Here is an 18743-nt window from a genome sequence, read left to right on the forward strand (position 1 = left end):
AAATTTATTTCCAGTCGTTAATGAGTTTATGACTGCCGCACGTGTCTTTGATCCCGTGGTTAGCAGTAAATATAAATTTACGTGATCTTTATCGGCAGAGTGGTCTAATTTCTTGATTTATAAAATTAACCATTTTTATATGTCAGTTTCAGGACATTGAAAAAGCACCTAATAATAGCTAGGCTAAAAACGGGCAAAAATCAAACAACAGGGCAATTATGTCTACACTTCACCGACGCCAGTTCGTCAAGCTCGCCAGTTCCGGTTTGCTCATCGCATCAGCAGTACCGGTTTCTTCTGCGCTTGCTCTTCCCCGCCCTTCGAAAGACAAAGTGGGTGTAGCCCTGCTGGGATTGGGTAACTACAGCACACGTCTGCTTGCCCCGGCGCTGCAGGCCACCCGCCACTGTGAACTACGGGGTATTATTACCGGCAGTCCGGAGAAAATACCAGAGTGGCAGTCAAAGTATGGTATCCCTGATAAAAATACGTACACCTACGGGACAATGAACGACATTGCCAATAACGATAACATCGACGTGATTTATGTGGTCACCCCCACGGGTACGCATAAAGATTTCTCCGTTATGGCTGCCAACACTGGCAAGCATGTGTGGTGTGAAAAGCCTTTTGCTATGGATGAGGCCGAATGTCAGGCTGTGATTGATGCCTGCAGCCGCAACAAAGTGATGCTTTCTATCGGTTATCGCATGCAGCATGAGCCGAATACCCGTCATTTTGCGGAGTATCATTTACGACAGCCCTTTGGTGCTTTCACCGGTTTTGAAAGTTATGCAGGCTATGCCGGTTCCGGCCGTGAAGCAAGCAACTGGCGAATGCAGAAAGCGATGGGTGGTGGTGCGTTATACGATATGGGAGTGTATGCCATTAATGGCACCCGCTTCATCAGCGGCAAAGAACCTGTAGCTGTGAGCGGGTATCACGAAAAGTCTCATCCTGACATATTCAAAGAAGTGGACGAAACCACCATTTTCACTATGGAATTTGCCGATGGTAGCCGTGCTGACTGTGGTGCCAGTGTTGTGCGGGGCTTCAATTATTTCAAAGCTAACTGCAAGGAGGGCTGGTATCAGCTTAAACCTATGCAAAGTTACTCAGGCGTTACGGGTACGGCCAGTAACGGCGAAACCTTACCTGCGATCAGTGCCATGCAACAAACGCTGCAAATGGACAATGATGCCAAAGCAATTCTGGGCACCGGCCCCGCACTGGTTACGGCCGGGGATGCATTGCGTGACGTGAAGATCATCAACGCCATCTTTAAGTCCGCTGAGACCGGGGAGCAAGTGCTTCTGGACTAATGTTTGCGCAGAGCGTCTATAAGTTCTGCTTTACTCATCCGGGAGCGGCCACTGATTCCAATTTTTTTAGCCTGCCCGTACAGGTCTTTCTTCGTCCGGTCTTCATATTTTTTACTTGTGCCACCTTTCTCAGACGGATGCAGGCTGTCATTGGCCTGTGCATTAGAAATTCTTGCAGCCTTTTCTTTGCTGAAGCCTTTATCCCTAAGCGCTTCGTACTGTTCGTCGTCTTTAATCTGGCTACCGTGATTTTTTGTCATCGATTTATCCTCAACATATAAGTTTCCGGCACACATACCTCATTTGCGTACATCACTCGTTGATACCCGAAGACTTGCTCACTGGTTTAATCCCGGACTGACAAGACCTGTCACGCATCTTTACGGATCAAAATACGGTGATGCTGCGTAGCAATACTGAATCCTGACCGGATCGCCTATTGAAAACTGCTTATTGAACAAGGGAGGAAACATGGCAAAAGTTGCACAGCTCTATCGCATGGTTACAGATGAACATATTTGTCCCTTCGGCCTGCGCTCAAAAGATTTACTTGAGCGGGAAGGGTTTCACATTGAAGACCACAAACTGACCTCGCGGGAAGAAACCGATAAATTTAAGCAGAAGCATGATGTAAAAACCACGCCGCAAACCTTCATCGATGGTCAGCGTATTGGCGGCTATGATGATTTGCAGGCATACTTCGGCAAAGGCGACACACCGCAATCCGGTACAACCTACACACCGGTTCTGGTGATTTTTGCTGTTGCATTATTACTGGCTTTCGCCGTACAGAGCCTGCTGATGACACACTTTTTCAGCGTTCGTACACTTATGCTGTTTATTGCCTTTTCCATGACCTTACTGGCGGTACAGAAGTTACGGGACCTCTTCAGCTTTACTAACTCATTTATCACCTATGATTTACTGGCGATGAAGCACTTACGCTACGCCTACCTCTACCCCTTTCTGGAAGCTTTCGCCGGCATAGGCATGATTGCGATGTTGCCCGTGTGGCTGATTGCCCCCATCTCACTTTTCATAGGGTCGGTTGGCGCGGTTTCAGTTTATAAAGCCGTTTACGTGGACAAGCGTGAATTGAAATGCGCTTGTGTTGGCGGTGACAGCAATGTGCCCTTAGGCTTTGTATCCTTGTCTGAAAATCTGTTCATGATTTTCGGTGCACTGTTGATGATTTTACTCTGACGCAGAGGGCGGGTCTGACTCTGTGCGACAAGGTTGATACGAGGGGTCAGCAGATTTATCGGCGGCCTCTTTTATCAGGGCAGAAATAGCGTCTTCTTCACTGGATTGCTGCAATGCATTAAGCCAGGTGTAGAAAAGTGCATGGTCATGCATCATCAAATCCAGAGCATCCGCAAGACGAGGATGCTCCGGTGTTACATCAGCTTCCATTTCTTCTCTGACAGCATCAACCATCGCCATGTTGCCCTGCTTCGTATGAATATCGAGCTCTATATCATGACCAATTAATTTTTCTAACTCTAGTGGCGCTCTTGCCACCATATCTTTTGCAGCCGCAATGCATGCACTGGCGACAGCAGGCTCGTCAGCCCTGCGCCCGCACCATGTTTTGAGCAGATTATATTTGTACGTACCGGCGGCCCATTTACCCATCGCATAAATCACAGCACCTTCAAGAGAAGCCACCTGCTCAGCTACCACGGAATCCAGCGCCAGGGAAACAAACCGGGCATAATGATTAGAATAGTTCTTAGCCTGCACCATATTTTCAAGAGAGGCCAGTACGGCCTCATGATCATTCTGCTCTATATGAAATAACACCAGGTTCAGCCAGGTTTCACCATCATCACGGGCAGCCTCTTCTGCCTGACGCACCAGTTGATGGTTACACACGGAGTGGGAACCGTTCACACTGCAAAGTCGTAATGTTTCCCGGACAGCATCTGTATTACGGGGATATTCAGACAAAAATGATTGCCACGCATTCATCGCTGCTTCACCCTCAGAACTGGTCATCATGAGTGCGGTCAGGCGTGATTGCTCATTCTCTGAACTGAGGTTTTCTGCATAAAAGGCTTTTATTTTCTTTTCAATCAGCGTGTAGTCGTCGGGACTCAACCGCGGACAGGAAGGAAAACGATCAAATACAGGTTCAGGCTTTTCAGTGCTTTCATTTTGTTCAGCGGTGACCGGAGGTTGCGGCTCTTCCGCAGGCATGTTTACAACTTTTGTTTGTGGAAGCCGGGCCGTGCTATTAGCCGGTTTATCAGTTTTTTGAAAGAAGACAACACCGGCAAGAATGGCTAAAGCAAGTGTCAGTATTAATATTCCGTATTTTTTCACCAACCGGTTCCGTGGCAGCAAACTGTTTAACACAGCTTACTGAATGACAGGAAAGGGATAAAGCAAAAACAGTAACAGCAAGACGGGCGGGCCGTTTTTGACCCGCCACCTTTTATTCACCTTCAGGTTTATACATTTCCAGTACGGTCAGCAGCTCTTCTGCATCCACAGGTTTAGAGACATAATTTGAAAATCCGGCTTTCAGCGCTTTAACTCTGTCTGCGGTGTAAGCATAAGCGGTAAGCGCAACGGCGTTGAACTCTCTGATTTCCTTATGCTCACTGCCCCGGATTTTGGTGATATAACCAATACCATCCAGCTCCGGCATGCCAATATCTGACAACAGCAAATTAAACGCCCGTGGTGTTTCGTTGAGAATGCGCCAGGCAACCAGACCATTTTTGGCCAGCGTGATTTGTGCACCATGACTTTCGAGGAACAGACGCAGGAATTTTCTGGCGTCTTCTTCATCCTCAGCCACCAGAATTCGCAGTCCGCTGAGCCTGTCACTGTGCGCCGCACTGCCTTCTACTACATCAGTTGATTGGGTTTTCGGCAGCGGACTGGCAACCGGCGCGATTGGAATAGTGACATAAAACGTAGTCCCCATACCTTCGCCGTCGCTACTGACCCATATATCACCACCGTGCATTTCTACGATGCTTTTCACTATGGACAAACCGAGGCCCAGGCCTTGCTTATTGTGAGATGCTCTGCCCTGGTAGAACCGCTCGAAAACGTGCGCTTGCTGTTCCTCAGACAATCCTTTCCCCGTATCGCGGACGAAAAGCTTGTAATTGGAATGCTCTCTGGCACCGCTGATAGTGACACATCCCCCCTTGGGCGTGAATTTCAGGGCATTAGATAACAGATTATGCACCACCTGCTTTATGCGCACTTTATCCGCCAGAATGGTAGTGTGTTCGTCCTGATAATAACCGCTCAGCTTAATATTCTTGGCTGCAAAACCGGCTTCGAACTGTTTCGCCACGTCCTGTACCGCTTCACTCACTGAAACGGACTGCACACTCAGCTTCATCGTGCCGGATATAATCCGCGACATATCCAGAATATCGTTGATCAAGTCTGCCTGTGTACTGGATGCCCGCTTTACAACATTAAGTGCTTCCACCAGCCTTTCATGATTGGATGTGTCCATCAGGGCTAAATCTGTCCAGCCCATTATCGAATTAAGCGGCGTACGCAGTTCATGGGAAATACTGGCCAGGAACTGGTCTTTGGCTTTATCCAGTTCTTCCAGTTTTGCTACCTGGCTGTCGAGTGAACTTTTCATGCCCAGTGCATAAGGGATAAAGAGTTGCTCAAAGCTCTCAATGAGTAATGTGTCATCCGTCGACCAGTCTTTAGATTGGTCCACGACTGACTCAATATAGGTATCGAATGAGTCCCTCGGAGTGAGTGACTTGTTCACATCAGACTCGCTGGCAGCTTTGCCCGCCCAGCGGATTGTGGTATCCACCGGTTCCCTGAACCACATGGTGTAATACCCGTGACGACTGGACACGGGAGAAATGAACAGGCCTCTGACCCCGTTTAATTTAAAGTTGGCAATGATGTCATCGCTGATACGGGTCAGTGCAGTGGTTTTGGACTCACCGTTGCTGTCTTTGGCATAATTGTGAAACAGGTGAGACACCGTTTCAAAGCTTGGTGTTCTGCCAATCAGATAGTGTGAATTGGGCGTTACAACGGCAACACCACATACCCGCATGGTATTTAGCAGTGCCGTCTGCACCTCTTTTATGCCATCCAGAGGGTTACTCTTATTTGTCAGCGTATTGATGATACGGTTAAGGTGCTGCTGGCGGGTCTGATAAGAGTTTCGTTTCACCTCAATACTCTTGCCGTGCATTTGATAGGTAAATACCTGACTTAAGCTTTCACAAATTAACCGCCGGCGTTGCTCAACATACTTGGGTTCACGATGGTGGCAGGCAATCATGCCCCATAATTTGTTTTCGTAGATAAGGGACACTGAGAACGAAGCGCGGATCCCCATATTGCGCATATACTGCAAGTGCACCGTCGACACACCCCGAATCATGGATAGCGATAAATCCAAAGGGCTGCGTTCACTTTCACTCAGTGACGGGATCAGCTTAACGGGCGTCTCATCGGTATCATAGACGCAGCGCACCATGTTTTTTACGTAAAGGGCGCGAGCCTGAGAAGGAATATCTGATGCGGGAAACTTCAGCCCCTTGAACGGCACTAAATCTTCATGGCAGTCCTCACCGATAACTTCACCGGCATAGTCTTTATCGAACTTGTACACCACCACCCGATCGAAGCCGATGAATTCTCTCATCGCCGATGCGATCTTGTCTGCCACCGCTTCAACCGTTGGCAAATCAAATAAGCTGGGCAATAACGGCCGGATATCCGTATCTGTAGGCGTCCACTTAGATGATACACTGCCTGCCAGAACCGGTGACGGCTCTAACTCCACGACCAGCAGTTCACCGCTTGCGTAGATGACACTGTTTACCAGTTGATGCCATTCCCCGTCTTTGTAGATTTTATTTTTAAAGGTCCACTCATAACTGTGACGCCGGTCTGTGCTTCTGGCCTGCTCATACAGGGAAGACAAGATTTCCTGACCGTTGTCCGGCATTTCTACTATTTCTGTGAAGCATGACTGACCCGGCAAAACCGGAGTCGCGAGAATGTCAGATAAATTCTCACTGGTCACTTTCACCTGACAGGAGACAGGGTCAACTGCTAGCAGGTATCCAAAGGATTGAACAGATTCAATAAGGTGAATCTTTTCATCTTCACATTTATTAATATTCATGGCGGTATCAGAGACTGGTGGTCGACTTGCCCATTATGCATACATTTAAGACGACTGGTCGACCACGGAAAGTAAATTTCAACTAAAGTATAAATCCGGTATAGAGTAATGACTCGTTTCCCCCTCTATCCATAGTCAGTTATCTAAGTTTGTGTATGAAAATATAGACACACTGGCAGGTAAAATTTTCCCACACGGATTCTCCTCTTTTTTATCACACCGGATTAAACATCATAAAAAAATCTTTAAAAACAGCGTAATAACATCATATTTAGTACAAAAGTATAATCTGGCACGCCACTGGCATTATTGTTTGCAACAGACAACGAACAGGAGAACAGAGTATGAAACGGATAATTCCCGCTTTGACAATGACAGTCATGACTGTGTTCTCAACGCCACTTCTTGCTGAAGGGATTTCAGCCTCGCCAACGCAATCTGCGACGGATGATGCAATTGCAGGCAAGGTAGAAGCGGCACTCTTGTTTAGTGGTCAATTCGATACGATGGATATTCGCACGGATGTGAGCAAGGGACAGGTTATTTTAACCGGCAAAGTTAACAGTGAAGTTAACAGGGAACTCGCACAGGAAGTTGCGGCGTCACTGGATGGCGTAGTATCAGTTGAAAACAAGTTGGATGTTGTAAAGCCTGCATTACTGGAGGGAGACCTTGTCACCTTGCTCCATGGAGTCAGGGATGCGCAAATGGTGTCGTTGATACGCACACAACTTTTGCTGGAATCCGGACTGTCAGGCGACGACATTGATGTCCATGCTTTACGAGGGATTGTAACCCTTACCGGCAAGGTTGAATCGCTCACAGAGCGCGATTTGATCATAGCCATTGCAAAGAACACTGATGACGTTGTTGACGTTAAAAGTGAACTGTCTGTTGACAGTTAATCTCCCCTCCAGGCCTTTCCCGGCCTAACCAAAACCTCTGATTTTCTCCCGCCAAATGGCGGGAGCTTTTTTTTGGTATCGGGAATACTACGCAGATATAGTTTTTCATGTCGAATAAAGCAGCAGTCAGTCCTATATTTAAAATCACAAAACAACAGAGTGCTTTCATTGTTTTGTTTCCATGTGTATTCCTAAATGTCTTTTGCCGGAACCTTTGTGTTCCGGCTTTTTTTTCATTCTATTTTATCGGTTATACAGATACCCACCATTCGTAACAATGCGTTGTCTTTAAGAATTATTCTCATTTAAAATGGTGGTGAATTAATAGAAGAGAAAATAAGTATGGAAAAAAGACAGCCAAGACAACCCGCCTGTCTCACAGTAAAAGACAATATTGCAGTTACTCCTCATATGCGCCGTATCACCGTGACCGGCGATGCCCTGAAAGCTTATCCCGATATCGATACAACGGCATACGTTAAGTTACTTTTTGATTTTGATGGTAATCCTTTGTCAGTGCCACCGGCATCCTTACAAGATGCGCAGCTTCGCACGTATACCATCCGTCAATTGGATCGCAGCAACGGCACCATGGATATCGACATGGCGCTGCATGGTGAAGGTGTGGCAAGTGGTCCGGCTTCACACTGGGCCAAAAGCGCAGCACCCGGTGATCAAATTTGTGTGGGCGGGCCGGGCAGTTCCAAAGGTCTGGCAGACAGCTTCGACTGGGTATTGTTCGCCGGCGATATGACATCCCTCCCGGCCATTTCTACCTATCTGGAAAAACTGGGGCCGCAAACACAGGGCTATGCCGTCATCAAGGTTACCACCGCAGATGATATCCAGCCTCTGGAGAAACCTGCCGGCGTAAACGTGATTTGGGTAACCGGTGCTAACAGTCTTGCAGATGAAGTGGCATCACTGAGCTGGCTTCCGGGTACACCGGCAGCATGGGTAGCCTGTGAGTTCTCAGATATGCGGGGGCTGCGCCAGTTGCTGGCAAAAGAAAGGCGTATCCCCCACGACCAGCTGTATATCAGCAGTTACTGGCGTGAAGGCCGGTCTGAAGACCAGCATAAGGTGGATAAGCGTAAAGATATGGAAGAATACGAAGCCGGCGCCTAGCCAACCTCCGGGCTAACGATGATACTGTTCTTCCTCTGTATCGTTAGCCGCATGAATATGCCCTTTGATATCCACGAAGGGCATTGCATCTCCTGCACGCATATCCTCAAGATAATCGGTGAGATATAAAATCCCCGCCAGGTTGTGACACACTGTTACCGGTACGGCATTCAAATGAAAGTTGAAGCGGTTCAGCCACTCAGAAATCAACCGGCTGTCGCCATCTGACAACGCAAACAGTAAATGGTACAGGCGTATTAAAGCGACCTGAACTTCACACTCCTGCGACGTTTCCTCGAATCCCACATATAAACTCTGATCCAGAGCCACTTCTGAAATACCCAGTAAATTCGCGGCTTCCAGACGTGTCATACCCATAGATTCGTAAGCCATAACATACGCTTTCATCACTACTGCCGGCGACGTTCCCATTGCATGCATACCCGACACTCCTCATTTTTCACTGATATTAAACAGTGACTTGCGAGAAACGTTCCAGTTTATGAGTTTTTTACTGTAAAGGGGGCTTTTAAAATAGAGTAGAGAAGATTACAGTACAGAAGCGGGAAGATGAGCACAGAATGCCTGTTCTGATTGCGCAGACGTTGAAAAGCCCGCTTCTTCGAGCCAGGCCTTTGCTTCAGAATACGTTGTGAAAAAATCGTACTCAACGTCCAGGCTGTCATACATTCTGGTAAGCTGCATGCGCGCAGTAACGCTCACTGAGGATTCAGCGGTTACGATAGCCACTTTTTTCAAACCTAACGGCACAACCGCTGCTATCCGCACACCAAGCACACGCTCAGCATCGGGAATAAGCAGGCTTTCGCCACGCAGTATCACAATATCAGACCATGTGTCTGCTTTTAAAAGCTGACGTTCAATCCGGTAGGCTTCACCAAATGCCACCACGCATTCAGCATTCCAGGGCCCGTATGCCTGAGTCAGCATGATGTTGCCTGATAATGCTATATCGAATTCGCCGTGAACAAACTTCATAATCTTTACTGAGGGTAATGAAAACGGCGGAATTATACCAGAAAACCGGTGGCACAGTAATCTGTGCCAGCCGGTTTATCCGGTCCGTGTCAGGCTGCAATGACGCTGGAAAGCGCCGAAAATGACGGTTGTGCTTGTATATCAAGGGGAAGGCGTAATTCTCTGGCAATATCACTCACACTTATAATGCCACGAATCACGTGTTCCTTGCGGTCAATTACCAGACAATGCTGCTGGCCGTTGTCTTTCAGTGTTTCAATAATATCTTCCACTGTCGCCTGCTGGATCTGTTCGTAATCGAATGACTGCAAGGCTGACTTCGGCTGCATAAAGTCCGCCGCGATAAGATCGCTGCGGGACGTGCCCAGGGCAACTTTCTGCATGATACGCTGCTCGGTAAGGTCAGCCAGTGTCACGATACCCGCGAACTGGTCGTTCTTATCCAGCACAATTTTCATTTTCACATGAGACTGTTTCATCAGATGCTCCAGTTCCGTCGCTTTAGCATCGTAATCGATTACCAGCGGAACGTGCTCTTTGAAATCAGTAAAAACAGCACTCGCAGGCGACTGCAGGGTCAAACGGTTTTGCGCTGCTGGCCAGGCGAGTTTATCGACATTTTCGGTTTTGAATAAGGGTAATACGTGCATGATAATTTCCTTTGTTTATTTGATCATGGATGGCCCGCAATAGCGGGAACATAAACATCAGGAAAATACCGGTGGCCCTCTGATACTGTAGGCCTGAATGAGGCCCCGCAAAGGGATCAACCGGATATCTGCATATTCGCTGAACGGCTGTATGACGATGGCGTTATGAACAGCACTTAAAATACCGTTGCCACTGTCTGATTCGGCATCGGTGACGGTATTCTCAGTAACTTCAGGCACCTGCCCGTCACTGGCTGACATGACTGCGGCTGATTTTGCGCCCATAGCAACATCACTGCTATCACCCAAAACGGGTAGCAGAGTCAGCAACCATAGTGCAACAGCCCAGAAACGCATCGTGTTCTCCATTGATGTGAGTCAAAAAACTTACCGGCTCACACTATAAACATACGACGATTTTCAAAAATTCAAACTACACTTCAGCGCAATAATCGGATACTCATCGCGTTTAGGGAAAACATAACGCCGGTGAATAACCCTGATTTTTAGTCGGGTATTCGCTACCAAAGTACCATTCCGGTTACCACCATAAGTTAATTTTCTGTAAACAACGTCTGTTCTAACCTGTGAGAAAGTACAAAAAACCGGATGCATACCGTGACTGAAAGAGCCTTTAAACGAAGCCTCATCGCACTGACCGTAAGCTCAGTTCTGCCCCTGACAGCACACGCGGCGGTAAACTGGGACGAGCAGGAATTGATCGAGGTAACGGGACAAACCCCGTTGTCCGCGTACAGCGACGATAACTCTCAGGTGAATGCTACCCTGGGGTCAAAAGATATTAATCTTGCCAACGGTGGATCACTGGCCAGGTTACTGGACAGCGAATTGCTGTCGGTATCGATTAATGATGTGACGAACAATCCTTTTCAGCCTGATGTTCAATATCGTGGTTTTACCGCTTCGCCTTTACTGGGGCTACCTCAGGGCCTGTCGGTGTATCTGAATGGTACCCGCTTTAACGAGCCTTTTGGTGATACGGTAAACTGGGATCTGGTCCCCATGACTGCGCTGGACAACGTGAGTATTGTGAGCGGTGCTAACCCGCTGTTCGGCCAGAACACGCTGGGGGGCGCATTGTCCCTGCGAAGTAAAACCGGCTTCAGCTTTACAGACAACAAACTCACCTTACAGGGCGGTAATTTCGGCCAGAAAGGCGCTACCGTTGAAAGTGGCGGCAATAATGGTGAGTGGGGCTATTACGTCAATGCCAGCTTCTATGAAGAAGATGGCTGGCGTGATTTCTCCCCCAGCGAAGTAAAGCAATTATTTGGTACGCTGAGCCGTCAGACCAAAGACAGCCGGACACTATTAACATTGTCTCTTGCCGACAACGACCTGATTGGTAACGGAGCGATCCCGGTAGATCTCATTCCTCATGAAGGCCGCGACGCCATTTACACCCGCCCTGACCAGACAATGACTAACCTGACCTTTGTCAGTCTGAATCACGAATGGGATCTCAGCGATTCCGTTGAGCTTGCCGTTAACGTTTATTACCGTGAAAACGAAATTGAAACCTACAACGGTGATGACAGTGATTATGAAGAGTGTGAAACCGAATTTGGCGAAACGCTCTGCGAGGAAGGTGACGAAGACGACGATGATGATGACGAGGCAGAAGAGGACGCCGTCGACGACGATGACGATGATGAAGAAGGTGATACGCCGGTTCAGTTCGTTGGTTATCTGCCGGAAGTGCCTCTGGAAGACATCAGCGATACAGACCCTGATGAACTGGACGGCACAGCCAATACATCTCTCACTCAAAATCGCAGTTACGGTGCCAGTTTTGAGCTGAGTGGCACCAAAGCCGGCGATAAGATTCACAACTGGGTGTTCGGTGGGGGTATCGACAGAGCAAACATTGATTTTAACAGCCGTACTGAGTTTGCCATTCTGGCCAATGACACCGCAGAGGATACCCGTGGCGTAGCAGGTATCGGTGTTTATGATGCCGGTTCTGAGGTTTTCCTGAGAACTGATGTCACCCACTATCATCTGCTGTTAAGCGATACCATTACCCTGTCTGATGAATGGCAAGTTTGGTTTTCCGGTCGCTTCAACCGCTCTGAAATAAAGATGATGGATCAAATTGAAACCGGCGAAGGCTCACTGAACGGCGACCATACGTTTAACCGGTTTAATCCTTCCGTTGGCGTGCAGTACCACCGGGATGCCCTCACACTGACAGCCAGCTACAGTCAGTCATCACGTACGCCAAGCCCGGCAGAACTGTCCTGCGCGGACGAAGACGATCCCTGTAAACTGCCTAACGGCTTTGTGGCCGATCCACCACTGGAACAGGTTGTCACAGATACTCTGGAACTGCGCCTGGCATGGGCTGAAGACAACCTGGAACTGGCCGGTGCGGTTTACCACAGCGACTCTGAAGACGATATTATTTTCCAGCAAGCCGGTGACCGCCCTTCCGTGGGTTACTTTGTGAATGTGGACAATACCCGTCGTCAGGGTGCCGAAGTGGCAGGCCGCTATCACTTTGACACGCTTTCTATGGGCGCCAGCGCAAGCTACCTGAAAGCCACTTTCGAGTCTGAGTTTACTTCTTTCAGTCCGCAAAACCCGCTGGGCGGCAATCGTCAGGTTCAGGCCGGTGACCGTATCCCGGGCCAGCCAGCTTTCCAGACAGGATTTGATGCAGACTGGCAGGCAATGGAAAACCTTACCCTGAGCGCTACCGTTAACTACACCGGCGGACAATACTTCCGCGGCGATGAAGCTAACGAAAACCGTAAACTGGGCGGATACACGCTGGTTGATGTATCAGCTTCCTGGCAATTGTCAGAGGCGCTGGAACTGGGCCTCCGCGTAGACAACGTGTTCGATAAAGAGTTTGAAACCTTCGGGACCTATGGCGAAGCCGATGAAGTGCTTGAAGGCATTTATGACGATGTGGAATCCACAGAATTCGTTGGCGTCGGACAACCCCGTACATTCTCAGCTTTCGCCAGTTGGGTATTCTGACCTCACCTGTCACTAAGCTATACACAGACAGCCCCGGTAAATTTGTTTTACCGGGGCTTTTCACTCCTGAAGACAACCTGATAGAGTAATGGGCTTTGCCATTTTAAATTGTTATTTTTCATGTTGAAGCAACGGATTTACTCATCATTAATACCACTGATCGTGGCGGCAACCTTATCAGCCTGCAGTGCCACACCACCGCCCCCGGTAACCGGCTCCGCGACCATTACGGAAACAGCACATTTCGCTGAAGTGAACCTGGCTGTAGAAACCCTGAATGCCCGTTACGGTGCAGCGAATGTACTGATTGTGTCGGATATTGATAATACCCTGCTGACCAGCGCCTCCGACCTGGGTGGCGATATCTGGTATCAGTGGCAACGGGGAAAGCTGGATGTAAAACCCACCCTGGCTCAGAAAGTATCGTGTTTGTTTGAAGATACCATCGGCATGTTATATGAACTCAACCCGATGACAGTCACCGACCCGCTGGTACCCGAAATTGTGGCCAGCTGGCAGCTTGCGGGCAATACGGTGATGGCACTGACATCGCGGGATCCCCGCTACCGCTCAGCGACCGAACGGGAACTCAAAAGTAACGGCATCGAACTTGGTCAGTCTGCCCTGACGCTGGAAAACGGCGTCATGCCGGAATACCGCCACCAGATGGACCGGGAGCTGACTTACAGTCAGGGCGTAATGATGACCACCGGCATGGATAAAGGCAAAATGCTGCACTGGATCCTGGATAAAACCGGCAGACATTTCGATGCCGTGATTTTCATTGACGATTCACGCAAGAATATCGACAACATGTATACCGCCTGGAAAGACGGCAACACAGACATGGATATTTTTTATTACACCAGCGTTGAAGATGCCAGAATTGCCCGTCACGGTACCGTACTCACACAAGCGCAGGCGGATAAAATGGCTGCAGACTACGACAAGCTGAATAAAACCCTGCTGGACGTGTTCCCGGGCCGTTCAGATGGTCTGTGTCTCACGGTGAACTGATGGCAATGCTGGAAATCACACCGTCCCTGCGTATTGATGAAGCCGAAATGGATATGACGGCTATCCGCGCGCAGGGCGCCGGAGGACAGAACGTCAATAAGGTGAGCAGTGCCATCCATTTACGTTTCGATGTGAATGCCTCCTCGCTGCCGGACAATATAAAGTCCCGTTTGTTGTCGGTGGCCGACACCCGGCTGACATCTGACGGCGTGTTTGTGATTAAGGCACAAAACTTCCGCACTCAGGAGCAAAACCGGCAGGATGCACAGGCACGTCTGATTGAGTGGATTGCTCAGGCGACGAAAGTACAGAAGAAGCGCAGACCGACACGCATCGGTAAAGGCGTTAAACAGCGCCGTGAAAACTCTAAGAAACAACAAAGTGAGCGTAAACAGATGCGCAAAAAAGTGGACTTCTGATCTCCTGCTCCGCTGCACAACTGTAATTAGCCGCACCCACAGGTAAAGATAAAGATTCCCCCTGTACGCCCGTTTCCGGCTGTGATTATCTTATTGTTTTGTGCCGGTATGGCACGGGTTCAACAACCGGAATATAACAATGAAAACACTTTTCCTCGCCGGAATGCTGGCTGCAAGCCTGTGTTCTCCTGTCTTCGCCGCAAACAAACCTGCTGAGGACACAAAGACGGAAGTCCCTGAGCTGACGTCCTTTGTCACCAAACACAAAGGTAAGTTTAACGGCAAAACTGTCTCATACACTGCGACGGTGAGTAATATGCACCTGACCAACAAAGAGGGTGACGTGACCGGCGATGCGGTAACAACGGCCTATGTGGCAGAATCAGATGAAAACCGGCCGGTAACTTTTGTTTTTAACGGTGGTCCGGGCTCATCTTCAGTATGGCTGCACATGGGTATTTTCGGCCCTAAATATGTGGAAGTACCCAGCGATGCGCAGGATGCAGGTAATGCGCCTTACAAAATTCTTCACAACCCGTTAAGCCCGCTGGATAAAACCGATTTAGTGTTTATTGATCCCATCGGCACAGGCTTCAGCCAACTTGCCGGAGAAGGCACAGCCAAAGATTTCTGGAGCATTGCTGCCGATGCTGAAAGCGTCAGTGCAGTGGTAAAGCAGTGGATAGCGAAAAACAACCGCTGGAATTCCCCTAAGTTTATCGCCGGTGAGAGTTACGGTACCACCCGTGCCGCCGCCATGCTGCCGTATCTTAACGACAGAAAAAGCCCCCTGCGCATCAACGGCCTGATTCTTATCAGCCAGGCACTGGATTACGCCGGCAGCACCCCTGAAGCCGATAACATGATTTCTTTTGTGACCTACCTGCCAACGATGGCAGCGACCGCCTGGTATCACGGGAAAATCGACAAGAACAGTATTTCACTGGATAAGCTGGTGAAAGATGCAAAAGCGTTTGCCACTGACGAATACCTGCCGGCTCTGTTTAAAGGCTCAGCTCTGCCTGCTGCAGAGTTCGATAAAATCGCAGCAAAACTTGCCTATTTTACCGGATTGAATGAGACGCTGATCAAGCGGGGTAACCTGCGTGTGGATGCGACCCGTCAGCGCAAATTGTTACTGGCAGACCAGGGCATTGCACTGGGCCGCAGTGACTCCCGCTACACCATTGATGAAATTGACGATCTGGACATCACGCCCAAGTATGACGCCTCAAGCACTGGTGTTTCCGGTGCCTACAATGCTGCACTCAGACACTATCTGATGAATGATTTAAAAGTGACCTGGGACAGAGACTACCTGGTCAGCAACCGTGATGTAGGGCGCAACTGGGTGTACTACCGCGATTCAGGCAGAGAACCTCATACAGTCAATACCTCTGCAGATCTGGCTGAGGGAATGCGGGTTAATCCGTCTATGAAAGTGATGCTGGCCAGTGGCTACTATGACTACGCTACGCCACTGTTTGACGGCGATTACACTTTCGGCCGTTACGGTATTGATAACAGTCGCGTTATCAAACACAACTACGAAGCGGGCCATATGATGTATCTGCACAAGCCGGACATGGAAAAACTGGCGAAGGATATCAGCGCTTTTTACGATGACATGAAAGGCAATCGCTAATCAAAGACGGGACTGCCTGTGTTTGGTGATTCAGATGCCCGGCGGATAACCGGCGGGCATCCCTGTCCAGTGTCACTGGCAGTGTTTACAAGCTCAGTTTTTCCAGTTAGCGGGAAGGTCCAGCTTACCCTCACCTATCATCACGTTAACCTTCTGCTCAAAGCGGTTGAGATATTGTTTCGTCACCGGCTTTGTGGCCAGCGCAGTGGCATACTGCCTGTAGTAACGCACCACATCCCCGGCTGAGGCCTGCCTTAAAGAAGGCACATCAAGGGTTTCGCATTTAAGGCGTTCAGCAAGAAAATCTGCCAGCGCATCCGCATCAAGAAATGACAACGCACTGCCGTGAGCGGCACTGTTTTGCTTTGGCGGCACATACAAAGACTGCAATTCAACCAGATCACCAAAAAAGGCCACATCCTGACAGCGTGCAGTTAATAACGGCCGGAACAGCACATCAGTCTGATTGCGCCGTTGCAGAACAGTAATTTTTGCCTGGATTTCGCCCATCAGCTCGAGCACATGCAAAGCCGCCCCTTCGGCAAATACGATTTCTTCTGCGCTTTTGTAGTATTTCAGCTGAGTCACGATATCTGCGCTCTCAGGCTTAAAAACGGTGAAGCCCTGCCGCGCCATGAACGCAGCAAGATAACCTTCTCCGGCAAATGCCCCTCTCATGAGGAATGATTCACGGCTGACGTATAGACGCTTTGGAAGAGAAGGATCCGCCGCCACCCCCGATGCTTTTTCACGAGCAGTTAAAAAAGACAAATATTCCGCTGAAACCGGCTCCCTTGCGCGGAAAAAACTCTGCTGAGGTGAGACCCACAGTGATTCCGTACGAATATTCTTACCGGGTAAGACGATATTTTTTTTACTTACTCCAAGATATTCGAGAATTTCGTAAAAACGGGGAGGCAACACCGCTTTTTTAATAAATGACTTTTGTCTGAACCTTTGCGGCAGGAAGATAACCGGCATGTCACCGTAGCTTTGTCTTATCTGCTGTAGCGGTGCCAGACGATGAACCGACTCTGCCAGAAAATGCCCGAAGTTACTGAAAACCGGACCGCCGTAGAAGAACTCTCCCTTCTTAACCGCGTGTGTTTCAGGCTGAGCAGCTAAAAACTCCCCGTCAGTTACGTTTTGAGGAACAGGATCCTCAGAGCGGGCATTGGAACACCGGAACTGGGCGGCGAATTGAGGAACTTCCTGCGCAGAGCGGATACCGCCTTTGACAATACCCGGATTAGATCCCGGGCCTTGTCTGATAATCTCTGCCCGTTTTACGCAGGCCAGCTTCCCTTTAACCGGTTTGATTCCGGCCAGGGCACTGCGTCCCGACAGTGCGTCTTTCAGGCGCTTAACCGTTCCGGCTGCAAGCATCTTTCCTGCTCCCAGCACATAATGAATACCTTTAAGGCGAAACTGTGCCCTTAGCTGGGCGTCTCCTTCAACAGATTCCGCCGAAGAAATAACAGATGCGAGAGACCGGAACAAACCGGGCTTGTCGTGCTTCAGTTGTTGCAGCATATCACTGACAACAGAACCGTTCTCCTGCTGATCCCGCACTGGTAAAGCTTCAATTTTTTCATGCGCCCCGGCTAACCATTCCCACTCATGTTCGCTAAGCAGCGAACTGAAACCGGAGGCAGTCGAAGACAACTGGCTTTTGTAGTCTGCCAGCAGGTTGTCATCAATGAGCCGGTAACGTGATTTGCCATCACTGACTGACTGCAAATAAGCATCCAGTTCAGCCTGCACAGCAGAGATTGGAAACTGATTTAACCAGCGTTTTAATTCCAGTGCCGGATATGAGTATGAAGTGTTGATTGCGCCCCTGCCTGTGTCTGCCGGCATATCAATATCCAGCACACCAAGTAAGTCCTGAATGATACTTCCGTTGTCTTCAGGCAATTTAAATGCGAAACAGTGAAAACAGGACGGACTGACCCGCTTCTGAAGACTCTGCAATCGCTGCCACTGGCCGAGATTCAATCTCCTGCCGGCGCTGAAGGGCTTCGTATTGCCGTGTCTTTTCACCGACTGATTATAAATTGAGAGCTGATACTCGATGGGATTGCGAATAAAGCAAAGGATCTCAACATCGGGAAGCGCATCGACAATGTCTGTGGCAATTCTGAAAAAGGACTCTGAACTGAACAGTAATATTTGATGTTCAGGCGAAGCATGAAATCTGTTGATAACAGCTTTCAGTTTTTGCACATCGAGCGCCAGTTTTTCGTGCTCATCAACTTTACAAACAACTCTGGCATTCCCTGAACTGATACCATTTCCGTCTATGTCGTGTTTCGGATAATCCACCCCGAGACGGGAAAGAATATCGCGACGGGAATGAAGAAAATGTTGGATCGCCGAACTTCCTGTTTTCGGAGGACCAATATGAAAAATAATGCGCTTACTCAATACTTCTGCTCTATCCGGTTTGAACGGCGCAATCTTAGCACATCCCTGTTTGAGGTGGATGCTCTGACTTCAAACATAATAAAAA

The 18743-nt window shown here is 48.9% G+C and carries 16 protein-coding genes; 8 read left to right on the forward strand and 8 right to left on the reverse strand.

The features are described 5' to 3' along the window. Nucleotides 1–218 precede the first annotated feature (218 nt). Complete coding sequence (locus tag DS731_RS19700; protein WP_119502917.1) at nt 219–1322, forward strand: Gfo/Idh/MocA family protein; 1104 nt, start codon at nt 219–221, stop codon at nt 1320–1322. On the opposite strand, the gene DS731_RS19705 is transcribed toward DS731_RS19700, so the two are convergent. Beyond that, complete coding sequence (locus DS731_RS19705; RefSeq protein ID WP_119502918.1) at nt 1319–1582, reverse strand: DUF7218 family protein; 264 nt, start codon at nt 1580–1582, stop codon at nt 1319–1321. The genes DS731_RS19700 and DS731_RS19705 overlap by 4 nt on opposite strands. Nucleotides 1583–1793: 211 nt before the next feature. Here DS731_RS19705 and DS731_RS19710 point away from each other — a divergent pair, with 211 nt between their 5' ends. Beyond that, nucleotides 1794–2525 (forward strand): MauE/DoxX family redox-associated membrane protein, encoded by a 732-nt coding sequence (locus DS731_RS19710; RefSeq protein WP_119502919.1) that lies wholly within the window; start codon nt 1794–1796, stop codon nt 2523–2525. Here DS731_RS19710 and DS731_RS19715 read toward each other — a convergent pair. Then, entirely contained in the window at nt 2517–3521 is a 1005-nt protein-coding gene (locus DS731_RS19715; RefSeq protein ID WP_150154333.1) for a hypothetical protein, read from the reverse strand. The genes DS731_RS19710 and DS731_RS19715 overlap by 9 nt on opposite strands. A gap of 238 nt (nt 3522–3759) precedes the next feature. Next, nucleotides 3760–6462: an ATP-binding protein gene (locus DS731_RS19720; RefSeq protein ID WP_119502921.1), complete on the reverse strand. Its 2703-nt coding sequence runs from the start codon at nt 6460–6462 to the stop codon at nt 3760–3762. Between the two features lie 344 nt (nt 6463–6806). On the opposite strand from DS731_RS19720, the gene DS731_RS19725 reads away from it, so the two are divergent. Continuing rightward, entirely contained in the window at nt 6807–7367 is a 561-nt protein-coding gene (locus DS731_RS19725; RefSeq protein ID WP_119502922.1) for a BON domain-containing protein, read from the forward strand. A gap of 342 nt (nt 7368–7709) precedes the next feature. After that, on the forward strand, nt 7710–8495 hold the full coding sequence (locus DS731_RS19730) for a siderophore-interacting protein (protein ID WP_119502923.1): 786 nt from the start codon (nt 7710–7712) through the stop codon (nt 8493–8495). 12 nt (nt 8496–8507) lie between these two features. Here DS731_RS19730 and DS731_RS19735 read toward each other — a convergent pair whose 3' ends face one another. The 4 genes from DS731_RS19735 to DS731_RS19750 all read right to left on the reverse strand — a co-directional run bounded on the left by DS731_RS19735 (nt 8508) and on the right by DS731_RS19750 (nt 10501). Then, nucleotides 8508–8936 (reverse strand): hypothetical protein, encoded by a 429-nt coding sequence (locus DS731_RS19735; protein ID WP_119502924.1) that lies wholly within the window; start codon nt 8934–8936, stop codon nt 8508–8510. A gap of 108 nt (nt 8937–9044) precedes the next feature. Then, nucleotides 9045–9494 carry a hypothetical protein gene (locus DS731_RS19740; RefSeq protein ID WP_119502925.1) on the reverse strand — a complete coding sequence of 150 codons (450 nt, stop codon included), beginning with the start codon at nt 9492–9494 and terminating at the stop codon, nt 9045–9047. Between the two features lie 89 nt (nt 9495–9583). Continuing rightward, nucleotides 9584–10144, reverse strand: a complete 561-nt coding sequence (locus DS731_RS19745; protein ID WP_119502926.1) for a CBS domain-containing protein — start codon at nt 10142–10144, stop codon at nt 9584–9586. Between the two features lie 57 nt (nt 10145–10201). Then, nucleotides 10202–10501 (reverse strand): hypothetical protein, encoded by a 300-nt coding sequence (locus DS731_RS19750; protein ID WP_119502927.1) that lies wholly within the window; start codon nt 10499–10501, stop codon nt 10202–10204. A gap of 252 nt (nt 10502–10753) precedes the next feature. Between DS731_RS19750 and DS731_RS19755 the strand changes: the two genes are divergently transcribed. From DS731_RS19755 to DS731_RS19770, 4 genes are all read left to right on the forward strand, one after another. Continuing rightward, on the forward strand, nt 10754–13150 hold the full coding sequence (locus tag DS731_RS19755) for a TonB-dependent receptor (RefSeq protein ID WP_119502928.1): 2397 nt from the start codon (nt 10754–10756) through the stop codon (nt 13148–13150). Between the two features lie 120 nt (nt 13151–13270). Further along, complete coding sequence (locus DS731_RS19760) at nt 13271–14167, forward strand: DUF2608 domain-containing protein (protein ID WP_119502929.1); 897 nt, start codon at nt 13271–13273, stop codon at nt 14165–14167. A 5-nt stretch (nt 14168–14172) separates the two neighbouring features. Then, the gene (gene arfB, locus DS731_RS19765; protein WP_119503526.1) at nt 14173–14586 is read left to right on the forward strand and encodes an alternative ribosome rescue aminoacyl-tRNA hydrolase ArfB; all 414 of its coding nucleotides are present in this window, start codon (nt 14173–14175) and stop codon (nt 14584–14586) included. Nucleotides 14587–14725: 139 nt separating this feature from the next. Beyond that, on the forward strand, nt 14726–16231 hold the full coding sequence (locus DS731_RS19770; protein ID WP_119502930.1) for a S10 family peptidase: 1506 nt from the start codon (nt 14726–14728) through the stop codon (nt 16229–16231). 93 nt (nt 16232–16324) lie between these two features. Here the strand turns inward: DS731_RS19770 and DS731_RS19775 are convergent, their stop codons facing one another. Further along, complete coding sequence (locus DS731_RS19775; protein ID WP_119502931.1) at nt 16325–18658, reverse strand: glycosyltransferase family 61 protein; 2334 nt, start codon at nt 18656–18658, stop codon at nt 16325–16327. Between the last annotated feature and the right edge of the window lie 85 nt (nt 18659–18743).

This window comes from Alteromonas sp. RKMC-009 (genome assembly GCF_003584565.2).
Taxonomy (GTDB): Bacteria; Pseudomonadota; Gammaproteobacteria; order Enterobacterales; family Alteromonadaceae; genus Alteromonas.

Excerpts from the sequence above, each read along its gene's own strand:
- DS731_RS19710 (WP_119502919.1), top strand. The coding sequence starts at position 1,794 with ATGGCAAAAGTTGCACAGCTCTATCGCATGGTTACAGATGAACATATT.
- DS731_RS19750 (WP_119502927.1), bottom strand. The coding sequence starts at position 10,501 with ATGCGTTTCTGGGCTGTTGCACTATGGTTGCTGACTCTGCTACCCGTT.
- DS731_RS19705 (WP_119502918.1), bottom strand. The coding sequence starts at position 1,582 with ATGACAAAAAATCACGGTAGCCAGATTAAAGACGACGAACAGTACGAA.
- DS731_RS19770 (WP_119502930.1), top strand. The coding sequence starts at position 14,726 with ATGAAAACACTTTTCCTCGCCGGAATGCTGGCTGCAAGCCTGTGTTCT.
- DS731_RS19735 (WP_119502924.1), bottom strand. The coding sequence starts at position 8,936 with ATGCATGCAATGGGAACGTCGCCGGCAGTAGTGATGAAAGCGTATGTT.
- DS731_RS19755 (WP_119502928.1), top strand. The coding sequence starts at position 10,754 with ATGCATACCGTGACTGAAAGAGCCTTTAAACGAAGCCTCATCGCACTG.
- arfB (WP_119503526.1), top strand. The coding sequence starts at position 14,173 with ATGCTGGAAATCACACCGTCCCTGCGTATTGATGAAGCCGAAATGGAT.
- DS731_RS19760 (WP_119502929.1), top strand. The coding sequence starts at position 13,271 with ATGTTGAAGCAACGGATTTACTCATCATTAATACCACTGATCGTGGCG.
- DS731_RS19740 (WP_119502925.1), bottom strand. The coding sequence starts at position 9,494 with ATGAAGTTTGTTCACGGCGAATTCGATATAGCATTATCAGGCAACATC.
- DS731_RS19725 (WP_119502922.1), top strand. The coding sequence starts at position 6,807 with ATGAAACGGATAATTCCCGCTTTGACAATGACAGTCATGACTGTGTTC.
- DS731_RS19745 (WP_119502926.1), bottom strand. The coding sequence starts at position 10,144 with ATGCACGTATTACCCTTATTCAAAACCGAAAATGTCGATAAACTCGCC.
- DS731_RS19720 (WP_119502921.1), bottom strand. The coding sequence starts at position 6,462 with ATGAATATTAATAAATGTGAAGATGAAAAGATTCACCTTATTGAATCT.
- DS731_RS19700 (WP_119502917.1), top strand. The coding sequence starts at position 219 with ATGTCTACACTTCACCGACGCCAGTTCGTCAAGCTCGCCAGTTCCGGT.
- DS731_RS19730 (WP_119502923.1), top strand. The coding sequence starts at position 7,710 with ATGGAAAAAAGACAGCCAAGACAACCCGCCTGTCTCACAGTAAAAGAC.
- DS731_RS19715 (WP_150154333.1), bottom strand. The coding sequence starts at position 3,521 with ATGCCTGCGGAAGAGCCGCAACCTCCGGTCACCGCTGAACAAAATGAA.